Source organism: Vibrio tapetis subsp. tapetis (genome assembly GCF_900233005.1).
GTDB classification, from domain to species: domain Bacteria; phylum Pseudomonadota; class Gammaproteobacteria; order Enterobacterales; family Vibrionaceae; genus Vibrio; species Vibrio tapetis.
Window position 1 is genome coordinate 1006818 of the sequence record NZ_LT960612.1, and the last position, 18679, is coordinate 1025496.

Sequence of the window (18679 nt, forward strand, 5' to 3'; positions counted from 1 at the left end):
TTATCGAATATGTTTAAGTAATTTGTTTAAAACGCACATAACGTCTTGTTCCAAAGACATAGGGAATAACGCAAGTCACAGGCCAAGATGAAAAGATTGATGTTAATAAAATGTAAATATATGATTACAAAATGGTAAGTTTTGTCAGAGGCTGATGGCGACTAGCAGTACTTGTTGTTCATCCATGTTCAAGTGTTCCAAAGTGGCACACTTGAACTGTGACAATATGGAGCAGTTATGCAATTACGAAACGTGCAATCTAACAACTGGCTAACGACATCTTGGGATCGAAGCAGCGAGGCTGGGCTAAAGCGTCGTTGCTTGCCTGAAGACATTCGCCTGTCTTCATCACTTCTGAAACAGAGGTGTTATCAGTCGACCAACCTCATTAAAGCGGTTGAGCACTTAGCTTTACCTCTGTTTAATCAAATGTTTGCTAGAACCGATAGCCGTTTGATCTTAACGGATATAGAAGGGGTGATCCTGGCGAGTTGGGGGCAAGAGACCTTTCGCGAAAAACTGACGGCTATTGCGCTCAGTACCGGTTCTTGCTGGCAAGAGCAACTCAAAGGAACCAATGCAATTGGAACCGCCATAGTAGAAGCTAAGCCTGTGAGTATATTGGGCGAACAGCATTTCATACATCAGCATCGTTTTATCAGTTGCTCTGCGAGCCCGATCTTTGATCATCAAGGGCACATGTTAGGTGTGTTGGATGTGACGAGTGAGCAGTTAGAACATGAACTGTCCGTTCAAGTTCTGGTACAAAATATGGTTCAGCTTATTGAAAATCAGTTACTTAACTACATTCCTAACGGTTCTATTCGAGTTGATCTTGCTTGCGAGAAATCATTATTGAACAGTGGATGGCAAGGCACATTGATTGCCGATGAATCAGGTCAAATATTGGCGCAGAACCGAGTCGCGTGTCAGCTACTGGAGCAGTCCTCAGTATTAGGTGTCTCCATTGATGAATTATTTAAAAACAGAAGAGTGGACACCCCCTTTGTGTTTGAAAAGAAAGTTCTTGGGGCGACACACGTGACGAAAAAGCGGACATTGCAAACCAGTTGCGATTTGCATTTTGGAGACGCCCAAATAGAACAGTCGTGGCAACAAGCAAACCGAGTGATTGATAAAGGAGTAAGCTTATTGATCCTCGGTGAAACAGGGGTTGGAAAAGGCGAGTTCGTAAAAGCACTGCACAAGCAAAGCCTGAGAAAATCATCGCCATTGGTTGCGGTTAATTGCGGGTCGTTGCCTAAAGATCTGATTGAGACCGAACTGTTTGGCTATGCGCCAGGCGCATTTACGGGCGCAAATGCAAAAGGCTACCAAGGAAAGATCCGCCAAGCCGATAAAGGGATTCTGTTTTTAGATGAAATAGCAGACATGCCGCTCGACGCCCAATGCCGTTTGCTGCATGTACTGCAAGACAAAGTTGTCGCGCCGGTGGGGTCGAATCAAACCTTTACCGTAGATTGTCAAATCATTGCGGCTACGCATAAAAATTTACCTGAATTGGTTAAACAAGGTGCGTTTAGGGAAGATCTTTACTATCGCTTAAACGGTTTGATTTTTACTTTACCAAGCTTAAACCAGAGGCAAGATAAGCGGGCACTAATTGAAGCTATTCACAAAAAACATCAGCAGCAACAACAAAGAATATCCCCAAGCTTAATGAAAAAACTTGAGCAATATTCATGGCCGGGCAACGTTCGAGAACTCGACAACGTAATTAAGGTCGCGAGTTTACTGTCTTCCGACGAATCGGTTCTGATGTTTGAACATATCCCTACTCATCTTGCTGAGGATATTTTAGGAGAGCCAGGCCTTAACCCTGCAAAAGAGCCTTCTACTGGCGCTGCACATACCGATGAAGTGAACTTAAAAACCACAGTGGAAGAAAACGTATTGCAAACCTATCTCGCAAATAAGAGAAATATCAGTAAGACGTCACGCATATTAGGTATTAGCCGTAACACGTTATACAGAAAGCTAAGATCGATTGGCGGGATCTTATCTGAATAACTGATTATAAAAATGGATTACTCAGCTTAATAACGCTTCTTTGGTTCAAACCTAGCCTTTCTATACATTCGCCGTAGTGAGCATCAAAAGTGGCTTGTATATGTTGTTCGGTGCAACGACGTTTAAGCTCTTTCGCCAATGCAGGATTGGCAGGATTAACGTAATAAACGAGTGGCATTGGGTACTGCAGCATGACGTTAGGCGCAATCACGATATCGGGATACTGCGCAGAAAATTGAGAAAGAATAGATTCGATTTCATTTGCGCCGAGAGAGATATAATCACACCGACCTTCAGATAAGTGACACATCATACTCGCCAGATCGCCTTGTTCTAGTACATTACAACCATTATGGCGAAATAGGTCTGCATCTGCCCATGTAGCCGGAACACCTGAGCATAGTTGGGTAAATTGTTCTCGCGTGATTAATGGGTTTATTAGTGCGTTCTGCTTCTTTGATATGAGCAATAACCGTTTTCCAAGCAAACCTTGAGCAAGCGGTTGCTCAATTTTAATCACGTTACGATGTTCAAATTTGGGATTGCCAGCAACGGTGACAAAGACATCAACGCCTGTTGTGAAGATCTTACTTTCATCTTCAGCTATTGGGTAATCCGTGGTGTCGTTAATCAGGGCTACCCCTTTATCGAATAATGAACAAGTAAGATCCCATTCATAGGCTTGTCGAGCTTCCGATTTGTTGCCATTCCAAAAGTGTACCGTGTCCACTGCGTTATCCTGCATAAAAATCAACCTAATCAGGGTGTCACGAAGTGAATCTCAATGAAAGCGCTTTCTATGTATTCCAGTAAATTACGTGGTGATTGTTCGATTTTGATAAATGAATCTGTTTATTTACTTAATAAACAATAGGTTAATTATAATGATGTGTTTTTGTCTATATAGGATAGATAAATTGTTTGCTCCGTATTACGATGGAATTACTGGCTAACATTCTGTTATCTAGTGCTATTTTTGACTGGTGAGACGATTGGCTTAGAGTGGTATTTCGCTAATATGAATTGCCGTTGTGACTCGCATCATAGTTTGCGTAATCGTTTAACTAGAGCTAAGTCATTGATATATATTGAGTCAGTCAATTCGTCTTTTAGCTGATGCAGCTGTTTAACTTACTGAAAATTAAAGATAAGTATCTAAATTACCCTAATGTTATAGGAACTTGTGATCATCGTATGACTTTTAGATAAACCGCCTTGTCGGACCTGGATTCCTTACATATTATCCCAAAAAGAAAGCGCTTTCTTTCTAAAATTGCTGCCGGAAGAGAGCGCTTATTTCAATCGCTGATTAAGGACAATATGATGCAAAAGAAGAGCAAAATAAGCTTGATGGTAATGGGTGTGATGTTAGCGGCTTCTAGCCAAGCTGCTGAGATCAAGCAAGGGGGCACTCTAACGGTTCCAATTATCAATACTGGTTTTGTTGAGAACTACAACCCATACACAACCAAAGACTTATTGCATGGGATCATGTTCGAGCCGTTACTTGTATTTAACAATATGACCGGTGAGACAGATTTTCGATTGGCTGAGTCATACCAATATTCAGATGATTTAAAAACAATCACATTAGTACTTCGCGATGGTGTGAAATGGTCTGATGGCTCAAAACTAACCGCAGACGATGTGGTATACAGTTTTCTTCTTACTAAAGACGCTCCAGCGTTTGATCAGAAAGGCATTTGGTCTGGTAAAAACCTAGCAGAAGTTAAAGCAACCGATGAACGTACCGTTGTATTTGAACTAAACGAAGCGGACTCGACGTTTGTTTGGAACCTAGAGCGTTACCACATCGTACCAAAACACATTTGGGACAAAGTAGAGAACCTCACTACTTTTACGAATCCTAACCCAGTGGGCAGCGGCCCAATGACCACAGTCAAATACCTAAAGCCACAACAAATGGAACTGTGTCGTAACCCGCATTACTACATCGAAAATCGTCCATACCTTGATTGTGTCAATCTACGTTCGTACAACGACAACTCTCAAATACAGCCAGCACTTATTAAAGGTGAAATCGATTGGGGTTCTAATTTCATCGCTGATGTTGAAAGTACGTTTGTTGGTGCAGATAAAGATAACAACCATTTTTGGTATCCAGCCAACGATGCTATCCACCTTTATGTGAATACGAAAGTCGCTCCGTTTGATGATCTTAAAGTGCGTCAAGCGCTATCGATGGCACTCGATCGCGACATGATCGTAGACGTTGCGGCGTATGGCTACCCTACAGCTAACTTCAACGCTGGTGGTATCGGTGAGCTTTATAAGCAGTCTATCAACCAAGATATCAGTGATAAATACAAATCCATCACAACGTACAACCCAGAAAAAGCCAAAGCAATGCTAAAAGAAGCGGGCTTAGTTGACCGTAATGGCGATGGTTTCCGTGACGGTGCAGATGGCAAAACGGTTGAATTTGATATCGAAGTCGTGAATGGCTGGACAGATTGGATTCAAGTGGTGCAAATGGTGACCGAATACTTCGAAGAAGTGGGCATCAAAGCAAACGTGAAAACGGTCGATTGGGCAGTTTACGACAGTAACTTGAAAAAGAGTGATTACACCATGTCGATCAACTGGTCGATGGTAGCGACAAACCCAATTCTGGCTTACCAAGAGTACTTCTCTACGTCTCGCATCGGTAAAACTTGGCATGCTGGTCACGGTGTTCACTCAGAAGCAATCGACGACTTGATTGATAGCTTTGGTAAGACGGGTGATAAGCAAACTCAGCAAAAAATCCTAGATGAACTGCAAGAGTTTTCGGCTCAGAACATGCCGTTTATTCCATTGTTCTCCAACCCAACGTGGTTCCAATACAGCAATAAGAAAATTGTTGGTTGGCCGAGTGAGAAAGACCCATACGTTCAGCCAGTTTGGTACGACGGAGGCAAACGCGTCATCATTTTGAACAACTTGCACCTTAAATAAGTGCATCTTAAGTAGTTGACTAAAAAGAGCCGCAGTGAGGCTGACACTGTTTTACTGCGGTATCTAAGGATTTGTTATGTCGTTTATTTTTCGCCGATTTGGCTTTTATTTTACTGCGTTTTTAATCGCAATCTCCTTCAATTTCATGTTACCGCGGTTAATGCCGGGTGACCCTGTAGATGCTTTATTTGCGGCAGCTCAAGGCCGTATGGATCCCGCGCAAATGGATGCGGTTCGTGAAATGTACGGTTTCCTTGATGGCAATGTCTTTGAGCAATACCTTGCTTACATCAAAAGTGTGTTTACGTTGGAGCTTGGCCCAAGCGTGCTGATGTTCCCGATTGATGTCTCTGAAGTGATTGCAATGGCACTACCGTGGACTATGTTTCTAGCGCTCGGTTCACTCATTGTTGCTTTGATCATTGGGGTCAGTATCGGTACTTACGCTTCTTACAATCGTGATGGTTGGTTCGGTAAAGTCGTGCCGCCTATCTTGGCCTTTGTGAGTAACTTTCCTTACATCGTTACTGCGCTACTGCTGTTTTACGTCTTTGGTTTGAAACTTGATTTGCTGCCTTTGGCGTACACTTATGACCCATCTTTAGAACCTGCTTTTAGTTGGGAGTTTATCTCTAGCGTAGCAAAACACGCCATTCTCCCTGTTGGTTCGATGATGCTCGTCGGGATCTCTACTTGGGTGTTCAATATGCGTAACGCCATGATCAATGTATTAGGTGAAGATTACGTCACCATGGCTGAAGCGAAAGGACTAAGCAATTACCGTGTCATGTCTCGATATGCAGGCCGAAATGCAATTCTTCCTGTCGCGACAGCGATTGCCATGGCGATTGGTTTCTCGTTCGCAGGTTCAATCATGACTGAGGTGGTGTTTAACTACCAAGGGCTTGGCAACATTCTGCTAAAAGGCATTGTGGCTCGTGATTATCCGCTTATCCAAGCCATCTTGCTTATTCTTGTTACTGCCGTTCTTACGGCGAACTTCATTGCTGACCTGCTGTACGTATGGTTAGACCCTCGAATCTCAAATTAGGGCTGACTCATGGAAAAGATAATGAATACCGAACTTGTGATTGAACAACAAAAGCCCATGGTGAAAGTGAAGGCGTTTTTTAGCAAATTGTATGCTTTCTTCTATGGGAACCCGCCAGCCATTATTGGTGGCTTTTTACTCACGGTTGTATTGGCTGGGGCGTTATTTGCCCCTGTGCTTTCAACTCACAATCCAGAAAAACGAGTCGCAAGACCGCACGTTGCTCCTAGTGCCGAACACATTATGGGAACGACACGCAGTGGCCGCGACGTTTATAGCCAAGTATTGCATGGAGCGAGAAAATCGCTCAGCGTCGCCATCTTTGCGGGTGCGATTGCAATGACACTAGCGGTACTTGTAGGCGTATCGTCAGGTTATTTTGGTGGAAAAATTGATGAACGTCTTAACTTCTTAACCAACGTATTTTTGGTTTTTCCGCAGCTCCCCTTATTGATCGTACTCGCCGCATTTTTAGGCCAAGTCGGATCGTTAGTGATTACCATTTTACTCGGGGTCACGTCATGGCCTTGGGGGGCAAGGGTAATACGTGCTCAGACCATGGCGATTCGAAGCAAAGAGTTCATTATTTCTGCTGAGGTAATGGGAGAGTCTAAATGGCGCATCATCTTAGTTGAAATTCTGCCTAACCTTGTCTCTATCGTATTTGGTGGCTTTCTTGGCGCGGTGCTTTACGCCATGGGAGCAGAAGCAGGACTCGGCATTCTCGGTTTGGGCGATGCAACTGAAGTGAGTTGGGGCTCTATGCTGTACTGGGCACAAACCTCTTCAGCACTTTATACCGGAGCATGGTGGGAAATGATGGTGCCTGCCATTGCGTTGGCGATTACCGGTGGTGCATTGGCTTTGATCAACATGTCTATCGACCAAGTAAGTAACCCGAAACTGCGTACTGGCCCTCACATGAAATTGTGGCGCCAACTTAAAAAACAAGCTGATAAGCGTCGAGGTCTATGATGAGCAATCTACTAGAAATTAATAACCTCTGTGTCGACTACGTTTCACCAAATGGTGTGGCTCGTGCAGTAAACAACGTGAGTTTAAGTATCGCTCCGGGCGAAACACTGGGCATTGCTGGTGAATCTGGATGTGGGAAAAGCACCCTAGCTTTTGCTATCTCTCGTTTGCATAAAGCGCCAGCACTGATTTCTGAAGGGGAAATTTTATACAAAGGTGAAGACGTTCTGAAAATGAACGATAAGCAGCTACGTAATTTCCGTTGGAATGATGTATCGGTGGTGTTTCAAAGTGCCATGAACTCATTAAACCCAGTGATCACCATTGGTGAGCAACTAACAGATGTGATCATCGCTCATAAGAAAATATCGCAGAAGCAAGCAGACGAGCGTGCCATCGAGTTATTGAACATTGTCGGTATTCATGGCGATCGCCTGAACAGCTTCCCACATCAACTTAGTGGCGGTATGCGTCAACGTGTGGTTATCGCTATCGCGTTAGCGCTAGAACCGAAACTGATTATTATGGATGAGCCCACCACGGCACTGGATGTGGTGGTTGAGCGAGAGATCCTAAATGAACTGTATGATTTGAAAACCAAGTTTGGCTTTTCAATTTTATTCATCAGCCATGACTTGAGCTTGATGGGCGAAATCGCTGACCGCATCGGCGTTATGTACGCTGGCAACCTTATTGAACTGGGCGATGCGAAGGAAGTGTTTGGTAAGCCGCAGCACCCATACACGAAAGGCTTGATTGCCTCTTTCCCGACGATTCATGGTCCGAAAGAGCGTTTGTATGGCATTCCCGGAAATCCTGTCAATTTATTAGAAATCCCACAAGGGTGTAATTTTCAAGCTCGTTGTACTGAGTGCTTCAAACCCTGCACCAGTGCGGAACCAAGGTTACAAATGACCAATCCTGGCCATCAAGTATCGTGTCATCTGACTGAAGAGGTAGCGTCATGTTAGCTAACAATGAAAAAGAAGTCATTCTGTCGGTTGATAATTTGGTGAAGGATTTCCCTGTTGGGTCATCTTCTAAAAAGAACCTGATGCGTGCGGTTAACGATGTTTCATTTGAGCTCAGAAAAGGCGAGGCATTAGCTATCGTTGGCGAGTCTGGTTCAGGAAAAAGTACCGGTGCGCGTATTTTAACTCGCATCTTCGAACACACAGAAGGTGATATTGAATTTAAGGGGCAACCGCTAAAACAATACATTGAAAAAAACGGTGAGCTTGAATATGCCCGTCAGGTACAAATGATTTTTCAAGACCCGTTTGGCTCGCTAAACCCGGTCCATACGATTTATCACCATATCGCAAGACCGTTACTGATACATAAGCGTGCAGATAAACACTCAGTGCCACGTTTAGTGTATGAATTACTTGAGCTAGTCGGCTTGTCACCGGTTAAGGAAACAGCAGAAAAGTTCCCACATGAACTGAGCGGGGGACAAAGACAGCGTGTTGCGATTGCTCGCGCTATTGCAGTAGATCCGGAAGTTATCTTGGCCGATGAGCCAATTTCTATGCTTGATGTGTCGGTACGTTTAGGCATCTTGAACTTGATGTCCGATCTAAAAGATAAGCATGGCATTTCGTTTATGTACATTACTCACGACATTGCGACAGCGCGATACTTTGCGGAGAAAACTGCGGTGATGTACGTCGGGCACATGGTGGAGTGGGGCGCAAGTGATAGCGTGACACAAAACCCACAGCATCCGTATTCACAATTACTTCTCTCTGCTGTTCCTGAAGTCGGCAAAAGTGGCCGCCGTGATTTGGCTGTGAAAAAGGGCGAGATCCCTATGTGGAAGCCAGATAGTGTCGGTTGCCCATTCGCGACTCGTTGTCCTAAGGCAAGTGAGGTATGTGAACAAACCATGCCTAATACCGTAAAAGTATCTGATGAGCACTTTGTACGCTGCCATAACATGTAATTAATTATTTAGCGCTCCAAGAAAGCGCTTTCTTGAGGTTTTATCATGCACCATACACACAAGGTAACTGGCGGCTTCACCGAAATGGGTGATGATCGTTATTATAAAATTGAAAATGTCGATTCAATGGCACCATTCTTTATCAGTGTTGTTTCTTCGAGCGATCACTGGTTGTTTATTTCATCGACCGGTTGTTTGTCTGCTGGGCGTATTCGTCCGGAAAATGCCCTGTTTCCATATCGCTCTGTTGACCATATTCACGAGAGTGCTGAAAACACCGGTTCCAAAACTGTATTTCGCGTACCAACCAAAGCAGGAGTGGTCAACTGGGAACCGTTCAATCCTCAACATGATGGCATCTATAATTTACAGAGAAACTTGTACAAAAATGTAGTGGGTGACAAAGTCTTGTTTGAAGAGATTAACCACACTCTGCAATTGCGCTTTTGCTACAGCTGGTCTACGAGTGAGCAGTTTGGTTTTATTCGACGCAGTGAGTTGACGGATCTATCGAGCGTGAGTCGCTCTATAGAAATGTTAGATGGTATACAAAATATCTTACCACCAGGCGCTCCATTACCTGCGTTACAAACACGTAGTGCATTAGTGGACGCGTATAAGTGGAACGAACGAGTTGAACATAGCTCATTGGCACTGTACAGCATGTACGCTATGTTGAGTGACAAAGCGGCACCGGCGGAATCGTTACTTGCAACCAGTGTATTCAGTCTTGGGTGTGACAGTGCCAATATCTTACTTTCGTCGGGTCAATTGCAAGCATTTAGGCAAGGTAAGCCTGTTCAAGCTGAGCCACTAACCAAAGGGCTTCGTGGTTCATACCTAATCAATAAAACCGTTGATCTCAAAGCGGATCAAAGTGCTAGCTGGTACATAGTGGCGGATATTGATAAGAGTCATTCTGATATTGCTCGTTTTATGCTTCAGCCGTGCAATGAAATAGACATAGAGCGCAGTATTACGGCCAATAAACAAGAGCTTATCAGCTTAATGTCTGGCGCTGATGCTTGGCAGTTGACCAATAAAGAAGAAACCTGCGTCCACCATTACGCTAACGTACTTTTCAATAATATGCGTGGTGGTGTGTTTGTTGATGGTTATCAGCTGGATATTCAAGACGTTCGAAAAACCATTACACACTCAAATAGCGTTGTAGCAAAAAGGCACCAAACGTTTTTTGACCAACTTGAAAATAAGTTAAGTCATCAAGAATTAATTGCCTTAGCAAAATTACAAGATGACCCTCAATTGCTGCGCCTATGCTATGAGTACTTGCCGCTCACATTTGGCCGTCGTCATGGTGATCCAAGCCGCCCTTGGAACCATTACGAGATTAAGGTCAAAGATGAAAATGGTGACAGACTGCTTTCTTACCAAGGCAACTGGCGTGATATTTTCCAAAATTGGGAAGCCAGTGCATTAAGTTATCCGGAGTTTATCTCCTCATTCATTGCTAAGTTTACTAATGCCTCAACCATCGATGGTTACAACCCGTATCGCATCACTAAAGATGGCATTGATTGGGAGATATTAGACCCAGAAGACCCGTGGAGTAATATCGGCTACTGGGGCGATCACCAGATCATATATTTGCTTAAATTCTTAGAGTTAGCGAATAACTACCAACAGACCGAACTCATTAAGTTACTAAACCAAGATTGCTTTAGTTACGCCAACGTTCCTTATGAGCTTTGTGACGAAAAAGGCTTGTTTGCGAACCCGAAAGATACCGTCAGCTTTAATGGAAACACTCAAAAAAGAGTGGAACAAAAAGTAGATGAGATCGGCAGTGATGGACGTTTGATCTTAGATAGCGATGGTGAGGTTTACCTCGTTAACCTAACAGAAAAACTGTTGGTTCCTTTGCTTTCAAAGTTAAGTAACTTAGTGCTAGACGGTGGTATTTGGCTAAATACACAAAGACCTGAATGGAATGATGCGAATAATGCGATAGTCGGCAACGGTCTCTCCATGGTTACGCTCTATTACATGCGTCGTTATGTGGCCTTCATGCAAGAGCTATTGTGTAAAGCGCCGTCTACTGTGTCTTTATCTACCGATGTCCTCGACTGGTTAACGAGTACGATGAAAATTCTGGAATCAGCAGCCAAAGAGATCAGACAAAACACAGTGACTCGCCAAACTCGCCGCGCAATTTTGACGCGGTTAGAAAAAGCGGCGAGTGATTATCGTCAACGAGTTTATAGGACTGGCGGGTTTAGCGGGAAGACTCAGGTTGAGCTGGGTGCCATTACTGAGTTAATGGATGTGAGCCTAACGGTGCTAGATGACACCATTGCAAACAATAAGCGTGAAGACGGTCTGTTTAATGCTTATAACATCATTAATTACTCTGCTGAAAACCTAGAAGTGAGTGAATTGTACCCAATGCTTGAAGGGCAAGTTGCCATTTTGAGTGCTGGTGTATTGCAGCCCAAGCAAGCGGTAACGCTATTAGAGCGTCTATTTGCAAGCGAGATGTATCGTGACGATCAGCAAAGTTTCATGCTTTACCCAGATAGAAACTTAGCCCCTTTTATTAATAAAAATAGTATCCCGTCGGAACGTCTTGTGGACAACGAGCTTATTCAATTGATGCTGGCTAAAGGTGATACTCGCGTTGTCAATATGGATGTAAATGGTAGCTATCACTTCAACCCATCCTTTGAGAATAGTGAGGCATTGGACTCAGTATTAGCTAAGTTGGAATACAGCTGCGCTACTGATGAAGCAAAACAGCAGATCCGCGATACGTATGAAATGGTCTTTACTCATAAAGAGTTTACCGGGCGTTCTGGCACCATGTTTGGTTATGAAGGTTTAGGCAGCATCTACTGGCACATGGTTTCTAAGTTGTTGCTAGCGGTACAAGAAAACTACCACACCGCGTACACACTCGACTCAAATAGTGAAGAAACGCGTAAGTTGGCTGAATTCTATTACCGAGTTCGTGAAGGCATTGGGTTCAACAAAACGCCTCAAAACTATGGCGCATTTCCAACTGATCCGTATTCGCATACACCAAAGCAGTCAGGCGCTCAGCAACCAGGCATGACGGGGCAAGTTAAAGAGGAGATCTTAACGCGTTTCCGTGAGCTGGGCCTGTATGTTCATGACGGTGTTATTGCTATTAACCCTTCCTTGTTAAAACAAGACGAGTTTTTGGACTCTTCCCAGTCATTCAAATTTGAGAATGTAGCTGGAGAATCTCAGAGCCTTTGGGTTAGCGAAGATGGTATTGCGTTTACCTATTGTCAGGTTCCATTCATCTATCAATTGACTGACGATAACGCGATGTTAATAGCGGTGGAATACGTGAATGGAGATACTGAGGTGCGTTGCGGTGCTGAGTTATCAGGGGCGGAAAGCCAAGCGATTTTTGCCAGAAGTGGAATCATTAAGCGGGTTAGAGTTCATGTACCTGTGAATCATTTGCTGTAAGTCTCAGTGAAAAATTAGCTTTCGAAAGACGTTATAGGCCCATTCGACTAAGGTGGGCTTTCTCTCTGTCTTAGCTTTAATGCATCGATGGCTCACAAACCGGAATTATCAAAATTAAAGGATTAAGAAGTATGAGGACGAAACAGAGTTTGTTATTGCACGCTTCCACTTTAACGGTGTTAGGGGTGCTTTCAGGTTGCAGTGCGACTACCGAAGACAGCATGAGTACCACTGAGCTGGTTCAAACCAAAAAGCCAGTATTATTGACCAATTCGCCAGTAACACCGAGTGCCGACTGGCAATTGGTATGGAGTGATGAATTCGATGGAGATACTCTCAATAAACGCAATTGGAGCCTAGAAGAAAACTGTTGGGGCGGTGGTAACAACGAGCAGCAGTGTTATACCGATAGCCCACGAAATGCATTTGTAAAAGATGGCAACTTGCACATTGTAGCCATAAGGGAAAATCATACAGGGCCAGATAATGCAGAAGGAAAAACTGGCGGTGCAGTTAAAACTTTACCATACACCTCGGCAAGGCTGCGTACGTTAGATAAACGAGATAATAAATATGGTCGATTTGAAATCCGAGCCAAGCTCCCTTCAGGGCAGGGTACATGGCCTGCCATTTGGATGTTGCCAACGGAATATAAATACGGGACTTGGGCTGCGTCAGGTGAAATTGACATCATGGAAGCGGTTAACTTAAAAACGCAGTCAGACGTACAAAACACACAAGAAGGTGATGAAGAAGCTCGCGTTTACGGAAGCCTTCATTTTGGTAAGGCGTGGCCGAACAACGTATATAGCGGGCAAGGTGCCGTTTTACCTGAAGGGATAAACCCTGCAGACGACTTTCATACCTATGCCATTGAATGGGAAGAAGGTGAGATCCGTTGGTATGTCGATAACCTTCACTACGCAACCCAAACTCAAGATGGATGGTATAGCCAATATGAGGCTGATGGCGAATTGGTGAATGCAAAAGGCGCAGCGCCATTTGATGAAAAATTCCATTTGTTATTGAACCTAGCGGTTGGAGGATCTTGGGCGGCGAACGCAAATCAGAAAGGAATCGACGAAGATATATTCCCACAAACCATGCTGGTGGACTCAGTTAAAGTATACCGCTGCTCGTTGGATCGCTGGAAAGGCAAAGGTTGTGCAAGCCGCTCTGAACAAGCAAAGTTAGTTGAAGGGCACCAAGCCCCTGCAATTTTAGCGGCAGACGACAGCTACGCAGACGGACCAACATTAGACATCTTTACCGATGCCCTTAATAGCAGCTTGGCTTACGCTAGCTACGATCCTGTAGACATCGTTGAGCATAAAGAACGAGAAGAAGCAGGAGGTGGCACGGTGCTGCAAGTAACTAAAAAAAATGGTTCGGGTAATATCTATTTCCGTTCACCGGTGACCGACGTGAGCCATTGGCGTGAATCCGGTATGCTGGTATTTGATATTCAAGTTGAAAGTATGGGTGACAGTGCTGAGCTACTGATCAAAATGGACAGTGGTTGGCCAAAAACCAGCGACTACACCGTTCCACTGCCAACGTTAGGTGAATGGGGCACGGTTCGTATTTCAATCGATGATATTTTAAGCAGTGATAACCGTTTTGAAGGCGGCAATCAAGCAGATCCGAAAGCCATTAGTAACCTTTTAGTATTTGAACCACAAGGTGCGATGAGTTTTAAGCTTGATAACATTCGTTTCGAAAAGTAGTACTTATCTGCTTTAGTTCTGTTAGCCCCTTTCATTAAGGGGCTATATTTCATATTTGAATAAAAAACGACAAATTTAAACAAAATTACAATATCCGTTAATAATTGATTAACTTATTGACGTTCCTCACGGTGATTATTTGAAGAAACCGTTATAGTCCTGCTCCGTTTTTATAACTCCTTGTTTGAATGAACTGCACCTCGTTACGCCGAATGATGATCATTGCCAGCTTATTTAGTTGGATGTTGATTGCATTAATGCCTGTGATTAATGCGCATGGTCAATCGGCTGGAGTATGGGCAACACTCTGTACTGCAAATGGGTTTGAGCGTGTTCTTGTTCGTGATGCGGTGACGAGTCCTTCATCAGAAACGTCGTCTTTAGAGACAAGTAATAACCATAACGGACCGTCTTGCCCTGCGAGTCAGTTTTCGTATCACCATGATTTTGCCATTCAACCTGCGTCGAGATTGGGCCAAGCATGCTTGATTAAGGCTCGTGGTGATCAGCCAGTTCTTCAATCTAGTTATCGTAAATTCCGTTTCCCTCGTGCGCCACCTATCGTTGCTTCCTTCGCTTAATTCACATTAGTAAATGATTTACTCAATTCAAAGCTGCGTGCTTTGCTGCTGTTTTTTATTCAAAAAACAGCATGCCTGTACGCCATAAAAGGAAAATTCGATGTCTGATTCATCAAAGACACTCGCTACGGAAGCTCAACAGTTAAAATCTCGCTACTTTCTAACTTGGCGTTGGCATTTTTATGCCGGGTTATTTGTTATCCCTTTCATGTTGATGCTGAGCCTTACCGGCTTAGTTATGCTGTTCGACCAGGAAATAGAAGAGCTCCGCTATGGCGATGTGATTCAAATTCATGCACAAGAAAAACAGCAACCGTTAACGGTTTCTGCTCAATTAGAGGCAGTGAAACAAGCGTTCTCCTCACATACTGTGACTCAGTTTATCCCTGCCCAGTCTGCAGACGTTGCTAATCGTTTCTCGATTAAAAACTCAGAGGGGGTAACCTTGTTTGTCACGGTCGATCAATATAGCGGTGAGGTGTTAGGAACGATAGATCGCAGCGACAGTTGGTATCGACTTGCGAATGATATTCACGGAACATTGTTAATTGGTGATTGGGGCGATCATTTAGTCGAAGTTGCGGCCAGTTTAAGTATTTTGCTATTGGTGACTGGTATTTATCTGTGGTTACCACTGGACAATGCTCGTAGGACGGGCTTTTTGAAACTAAGAACCCATGCTGGACTTCGAATTTTAATGCGTGATCTTCATGCTAATTTAGGCGGAATACTGTCTCTTGTGTTGTTGTTCTTTATTCTGTCGGGGCTAGCATGGGCGGGTGTTTGGGGTGGTAAGTTCGTTCAACCATGGAGCAGTTTCCCTGCACAAAAATGGGCAGACGTACCGCTTTCAACCTTAACACACCAGTCACTGAATCATGGTCAGGAAGAGGAGCTTCCTTGGAATTTAGAACAAACTCCGCTGCCCGCATCCAATCATGACCACAGTAAAATGGACGATGGCGATCATTCTGTTATGGCCTCTATTCACAATATCGACCAAGTTGTGCTAACGATCCAACAGTTAGGTTATGGCAATTTTAAACTGCACTTTCCCCGCAGTGAGACGGGCGTATTTACTGCGTCTGCTAATACCATGAGTGGAGACATAATCAACCCAACTCAAGACCGTACGACACACATTGACCAATACTCTGGTGAGGTATTGGCTGATGTAACATGGCAAGATTATGGGGTGGTCGCGAAAATGATGGCTGCAGGAATAGCATTGCACCAAGGTGACATCAGTATTGTGAACAAGCTACTCAATACACTGTTCTGCCTGATGTTTATTTTGATTTCAATTACGGGTGCCGTTATGTGGTGGATAAGACGTCCTAAGCAGAGCAAAGCGCTTGGAGCACCCGCTCGCTTTGCTCACAACGGTGTATGGAAAGCGGCACTAATCACATTGGTGTTTATTTGTCTTGCGTTCCCACTTGCAGGGGGAAGCATTGTGGCGGTGTTGTTACTTGATTGGCTGCTGTTCAGCCGATTTAAAATGCTAACACTGGTGCTTAAGAACTGAGCGATGTTCTATCTGGTACGGTAGTTTTCGTGGTTTTATCGGCTATGTGCCCGTTTCTTAATCCAGATTAAGGAATAGAACACATTTAGAAGGCAACATCCGCCTGCAAAGAACAGCCATGCTAGTAGTGTGGCTGTTCTTTTTCATGTCGCTATCACACCAGAAGATCGCGCTAACATTGATTGTAAGAGGATTGGCCTTGAGTACTTTGTTTACACAAACCCGTATTGGCAATATGACACTGAAAAACCGTTTTATCCGAAGCGCTACGTGGGAAAACATGGCAACAGAAGAGGGTCGCATGACCGATCAACTGTATGACATTTATGAGGAGCTAGCAAAAGGAGAAGTGGGTTTAATCGTAACGGGTTATGCGAACATCGTAGAAGAAGAAAAGCCGAATGCAGGCATGATGGGCATGTATAACGACTCCTTCATTGCTGAGTACCAAAAACTGACAGACTTGGTTCATCGCTACGATTCAAAGATTGCTATGCAGCTTGCCTATGGTGGAACCAAAACCACCTACAACGTGGGTGAACGCGTGATTTTCGCACCAAGTGATGTGTGTGAAATTGGTACGCAAACTCAAGGCAAAGCGATGACTCAAAGCGACATTGATTACATTGTTGAAGCCTTTGCGTTGGCAAGTAAACGCGCTCAGCTTTCAGGTTTTGATGGGGTAGAAATTCACGCGGCTCATACTTATCTTATTAATCAGTTTCTCAGCCCATATTACAATCAACGTAACGATCAATATGGTGGTAGCTTAGACAATCGTATGAGGTTTTTACTTGAAATCTACCGAGAGATCAGAAAACAAGTGGGAGATGATTTTCCTATTCTCGTTAAGCTTACCGCTTCTGAATTCTTTGAGGGTGGGCTCACGTTTGATGAAACCCGCCTTATTTGTAAAAAGCTAGAAGAGATCGGTGTCGACGCGATCATTATATCGGGCAATATACACGGAAAAGCCAATGCAATGATCGGACAATCCTACGACGGTTATACCCTTCAAGAAGAAGGTTATTTTCATGAATATGGTGATGTAATCAGCCAAGACGTGAGTGTACCTGTTATTACTGTCGGTGGGCTAAGTGATATTGATGCGATTGAAAACATTGCGCAGAACACAGGTATTGAATACTTTGCACTGTCACGTCCTCTATTAGCTGAGCCTCAATTGATTAAGCGTTGGAAAGAGGGGAGTGATGCCCCGGTTGATTGTGAGCGATGCTCAAAATGTCGTACCAAACGAGGCAATTTCTGTGTGGTGTATAAAAAGAGAAGAAAAATTAGCGCGTGATTTGATAAAGATTGCCACTGTCGGTAATAAAGAAAATATTTCCGTCTGGTGTGGTTTCGATGTCTCTGATGCGTTCGTTTAATTCTTCAAACAAACGATCTTCAGCGGCCGCTTGATAGGGGTGTTTTTCATTTTTATCGGTCTGATTTTTTGTTACGTCGATTGTGATGACATTAATGTGAGTGAGCTTCAAGGCACCAGCGAGAAGCTTGCCGTTTAACTCAGGAAATTTTTCTCCTCGGTATAAGACTAAACTGCTTGGGGCAATGGACGGTATATAAACCTTAACAGGGGATTCAATGCCGTCTTTTTCTTCCGCTTCCCCTACGCGAATCGGCCCCCAGTATTCTTTTCCATGGGAGGTCACAGGCCAGCCATAGTTAGCGCCTTTTATAATACGGTTAATTTCATCACCACCGCGGGGGCCATGTTCAATTGACCATAATTGCTGGCTGTCAAAATCAAAAAATAAACCTTGCGGGTTACGATGCCCGTAACTCCAAATCTCATTTAGAGCGGAACTGTTTGTAACGTATGGGTTATCTTGAGGCACGCTACCATCAAGGTTTAAGCGTAAAATTGAACCGGCATGAGTTAACGTATTTTGGCCGTTTTCTCGCTCGCCTCTGTCGCCGATTGAGAAATAAAGATGGCCGGCATCAAAGGTAATACGGCTGCCAAAATGACGGCTGGTATCGGTGCGTGATTTCGAAATAAATACGTCTTGCCAGTCGGTTATCTTCTGGTTTTGATACTGCGCTGTCGCAAGGGTAGTGACACCGTCGCCGTCGACTGATTTGCTGTAGGTGAAGTACAGTGTGTGGTTGTCTTTTGGGGAAAGGGTGATATCAAGCAACCCTCCTTGGCCATTGACCCAGACATCGGGGGCTTTGAATAAAGTGTGCCGAGTGCCTGTTGCCAGGTTTATGTGTTTGACCTCGCCCCCTTTTTGGGTCACCAGCATGGTCTCTGAATTGATATAGGTGAGCCCCCAAGGGGCATCTAAATCGCTCGTGATTTTCTTTGCTTGCAACGCATAGGCAGAGTTTGCGCTTACGCAAGTAAGAGTTAATAAGCCGAATTGCAGTAACTTTCTCATCACTTTTCCTGTGTTTGTG

General features: G+C 44.0%; 13 protein-coding genes. 11 read left to right on the forward strand and 2 right to left on the reverse strand.

Going from position 1 to position 18679, the window contains the following annotated elements:
* The first annotated feature begins 237 nt into the window (after nt 1–237).
* Nucleotides 238–2031, forward strand: coding sequence for a sigma-54-dependent Fis family transcriptional regulator (locus VTAP4600_RS21550; RefSeq protein WP_102524804.1), 1794 nt, complete (start codon nt 238–240; stop codon nt 2029–2031).
* A gap of 4 nt (nt 2032–2035) precedes the next feature.
* On the opposite strand, the gene VTAP4600_RS21555 is transcribed toward VTAP4600_RS21550, so the two are convergent.
* The gene (locus tag VTAP4600_RS21555) at nt 2036–2776 is read right to left on the reverse strand and encodes an ABC transporter substrate-binding protein (protein WP_102524805.1); all 741 of its coding nucleotides are present in this window, start codon (nt 2774–2776) and stop codon (nt 2036–2038) included.
* A 578-nt stretch (nt 2777–3354) separates the two neighbouring features.
* Here VTAP4600_RS21555 and VTAP4600_RS21560 point away from each other — a divergent pair.
* From VTAP4600_RS21560 to VTAP4600_RS21605, 10 genes are all read left to right on the forward strand, one after another.
* Nucleotides 3355–4989, forward strand: coding sequence for an ABC transporter substrate-binding protein (locus tag VTAP4600_RS21560; RefSeq protein ID WP_102524806.1), 1635 nt, complete (start codon nt 3355–3357; stop codon nt 4987–4989).
* Nucleotides 4990–5065: 76 nt separating this feature from the next.
* Nucleotides 5066–6040, forward strand: a complete 975-nt coding sequence (locus VTAP4600_RS21565) for an ABC transporter permease (protein WP_102524807.1) — start codon at nt 5066–5068, stop codon at nt 6038–6040.
* 57 nt (nt 6041–6097) lie between these two features.
* The gene (locus tag VTAP4600_RS21570) at nt 6098–7015 is read left to right on the forward strand and encodes an ABC transporter permease (RefSeq protein WP_231898001.1); all 918 of its coding nucleotides are present in this window, start codon (nt 6098–6100) and stop codon (nt 7013–7015) included.
* Nucleotides 7015–7986: an ABC transporter ATP-binding protein gene (locus tag VTAP4600_RS21575; protein ID WP_102525487.1), complete on the forward strand. Its 972-nt coding sequence runs from the start codon at nt 7015–7017 to the stop codon at nt 7984–7986. Before VTAP4600_RS21570 ends, VTAP4600_RS21575 begins: the two co-directional genes overlap by 1 nt.
* Nucleotides 7980–8960: an ABC transporter ATP-binding protein gene (locus VTAP4600_RS21580; protein WP_102524809.1), complete on the forward strand. Its 981-nt coding sequence runs from the start codon at nt 7980–7982 to the stop codon at nt 8958–8960. Before VTAP4600_RS21575 ends, VTAP4600_RS21580 begins: the two co-directional genes overlap by 7 nt.
* A gap of 45 nt (nt 8961–9005) precedes the next feature.
* Nucleotides 9006–12419 carry a 1,3-beta-D-glucan phosphorylase, GH149 family gene (locus VTAP4600_RS21585; protein ID WP_102524810.1) on the forward strand — a complete coding sequence of 1138 codons (3414 nt, stop codon included), beginning with the start codon at nt 9006–9008 and terminating at the stop codon, nt 12417–12419.
* Nucleotides 12420–12550: 131 nt separating this feature from the next.
* Nucleotides 12551–14146 (forward strand): glycoside hydrolase family 16 protein, encoded by a 1596-nt coding sequence (locus tag VTAP4600_RS21590; RefSeq protein ID WP_102524811.1) that lies wholly within the window; start codon nt 12551–12553, stop codon nt 14144–14146.
* A 212-nt stretch (nt 14147–14358) separates the two neighbouring features.
* Nucleotides 14359–14727, forward strand: a complete 369-nt coding sequence (locus tag VTAP4600_RS21595) for a hypothetical protein (RefSeq protein WP_102524812.1) — start codon at nt 14359–14361, stop codon at nt 14725–14727.
* Between the two features lie 100 nt (nt 14728–14827).
* Nucleotides 14828–16255: a PepSY-associated TM helix domain-containing protein gene (locus VTAP4600_RS21600; RefSeq protein WP_102524813.1), complete on the forward strand. Its 1428-nt coding sequence runs from the start codon at nt 14828–14830 to the stop codon at nt 16253–16255.
* A 199-nt stretch (nt 16256–16454) separates the two neighbouring features.
* Nucleotides 16455–17561, forward strand: a complete 1107-nt coding sequence (locus VTAP4600_RS21605; protein WP_102525488.1) for an NADH:flavin oxidoreductase — start codon at nt 16455–16457, stop codon at nt 17559–17561.
* On the opposite strand, the gene VTAP4600_RS21610 is transcribed toward VTAP4600_RS21605, so the two are convergent.
* Nucleotides 17551–18660 carry a PQQ-dependent sugar dehydrogenase gene (locus tag VTAP4600_RS21610; protein ID WP_102524814.1) on the reverse strand — a complete coding sequence of 370 codons (1110 nt, stop codon included), beginning with the start codon at nt 18658–18660 and terminating at the stop codon, nt 17551–17553. The two genes, VTAP4600_RS21605 and VTAP4600_RS21610, sit on opposite strands and share 11 nt — an antisense overlap.
* Nucleotides 18661–18679 lie beyond the last annotated feature (19 nt).

Excerpts from the sequence above, each read along its gene's own strand:
- VTAP4600_RS21565 (WP_102524807.1), top strand. The coding sequence starts at position 5,066 with ATGTCGTTTATTTTTCGCCGATTTGGCTTTTATTTTACTGCGTTTTTA.
- VTAP4600_RS21560 (WP_102524806.1), top strand. The coding sequence starts at position 3,355 with ATGCAAAAGAAGAGCAAAATAAGCTTGATGGTAATGGGTGTGATGTTA.
- VTAP4600_RS21595 (WP_102524812.1), top strand. The coding sequence starts at position 14,359 with ATGATGATCATTGCCAGCTTATTTAGTTGGATGTTGATTGCATTAATG.
- VTAP4600_RS21550 (WP_102524804.1), top strand. The coding sequence starts at position 238 with ATGCAATTACGAAACGTGCAATCTAACAACTGGCTAACGACATCTTGG.
- VTAP4600_RS21610 (WP_102524814.1), bottom strand. The coding sequence starts at position 18,660 with ATGAGAAAGTTACTGCAATTCGGCTTATTAACTCTTACTTGCGTAAGC.
- VTAP4600_RS21555 (WP_102524805.1), bottom strand. The coding sequence starts at position 2,776 with ATGCAGGATAACGCAGTGGACACGGTACACTTTTGGAATGGCAACAAA.
- VTAP4600_RS21575 (WP_102525487.1), top strand. The coding sequence starts at position 7,015 with ATGAGCAATCTACTAGAAATTAATAACCTCTGTGTCGACTACGTTTCA.
- VTAP4600_RS21590 (WP_102524811.1), top strand. The coding sequence starts at position 12,551 with ATGAGGACGAAACAGAGTTTGTTATTGCACGCTTCCACTTTAACGGTG.
- VTAP4600_RS21585 (WP_102524810.1), top strand. The coding sequence starts at position 9,006 with ATGCACCATACACACAAGGTAACTGGCGGCTTCACCGAAATGGGTGAT.
- VTAP4600_RS21570 (WP_231898001.1), top strand. The coding sequence starts at position 6,098 with ATGGTGAAAGTGAAGGCGTTTTTTAGCAAATTGTATGCTTTCTTCTAT.
- VTAP4600_RS21600 (WP_102524813.1), top strand. The coding sequence starts at position 14,828 with ATGTCTGATTCATCAAAGACACTCGCTACGGAAGCTCAACAGTTAAAA.
- VTAP4600_RS21580 (WP_102524809.1), top strand. The coding sequence starts at position 7,980 with ATGTTAGCTAACAATGAAAAAGAAGTCATTCTGTCGGTTGATAATTTG.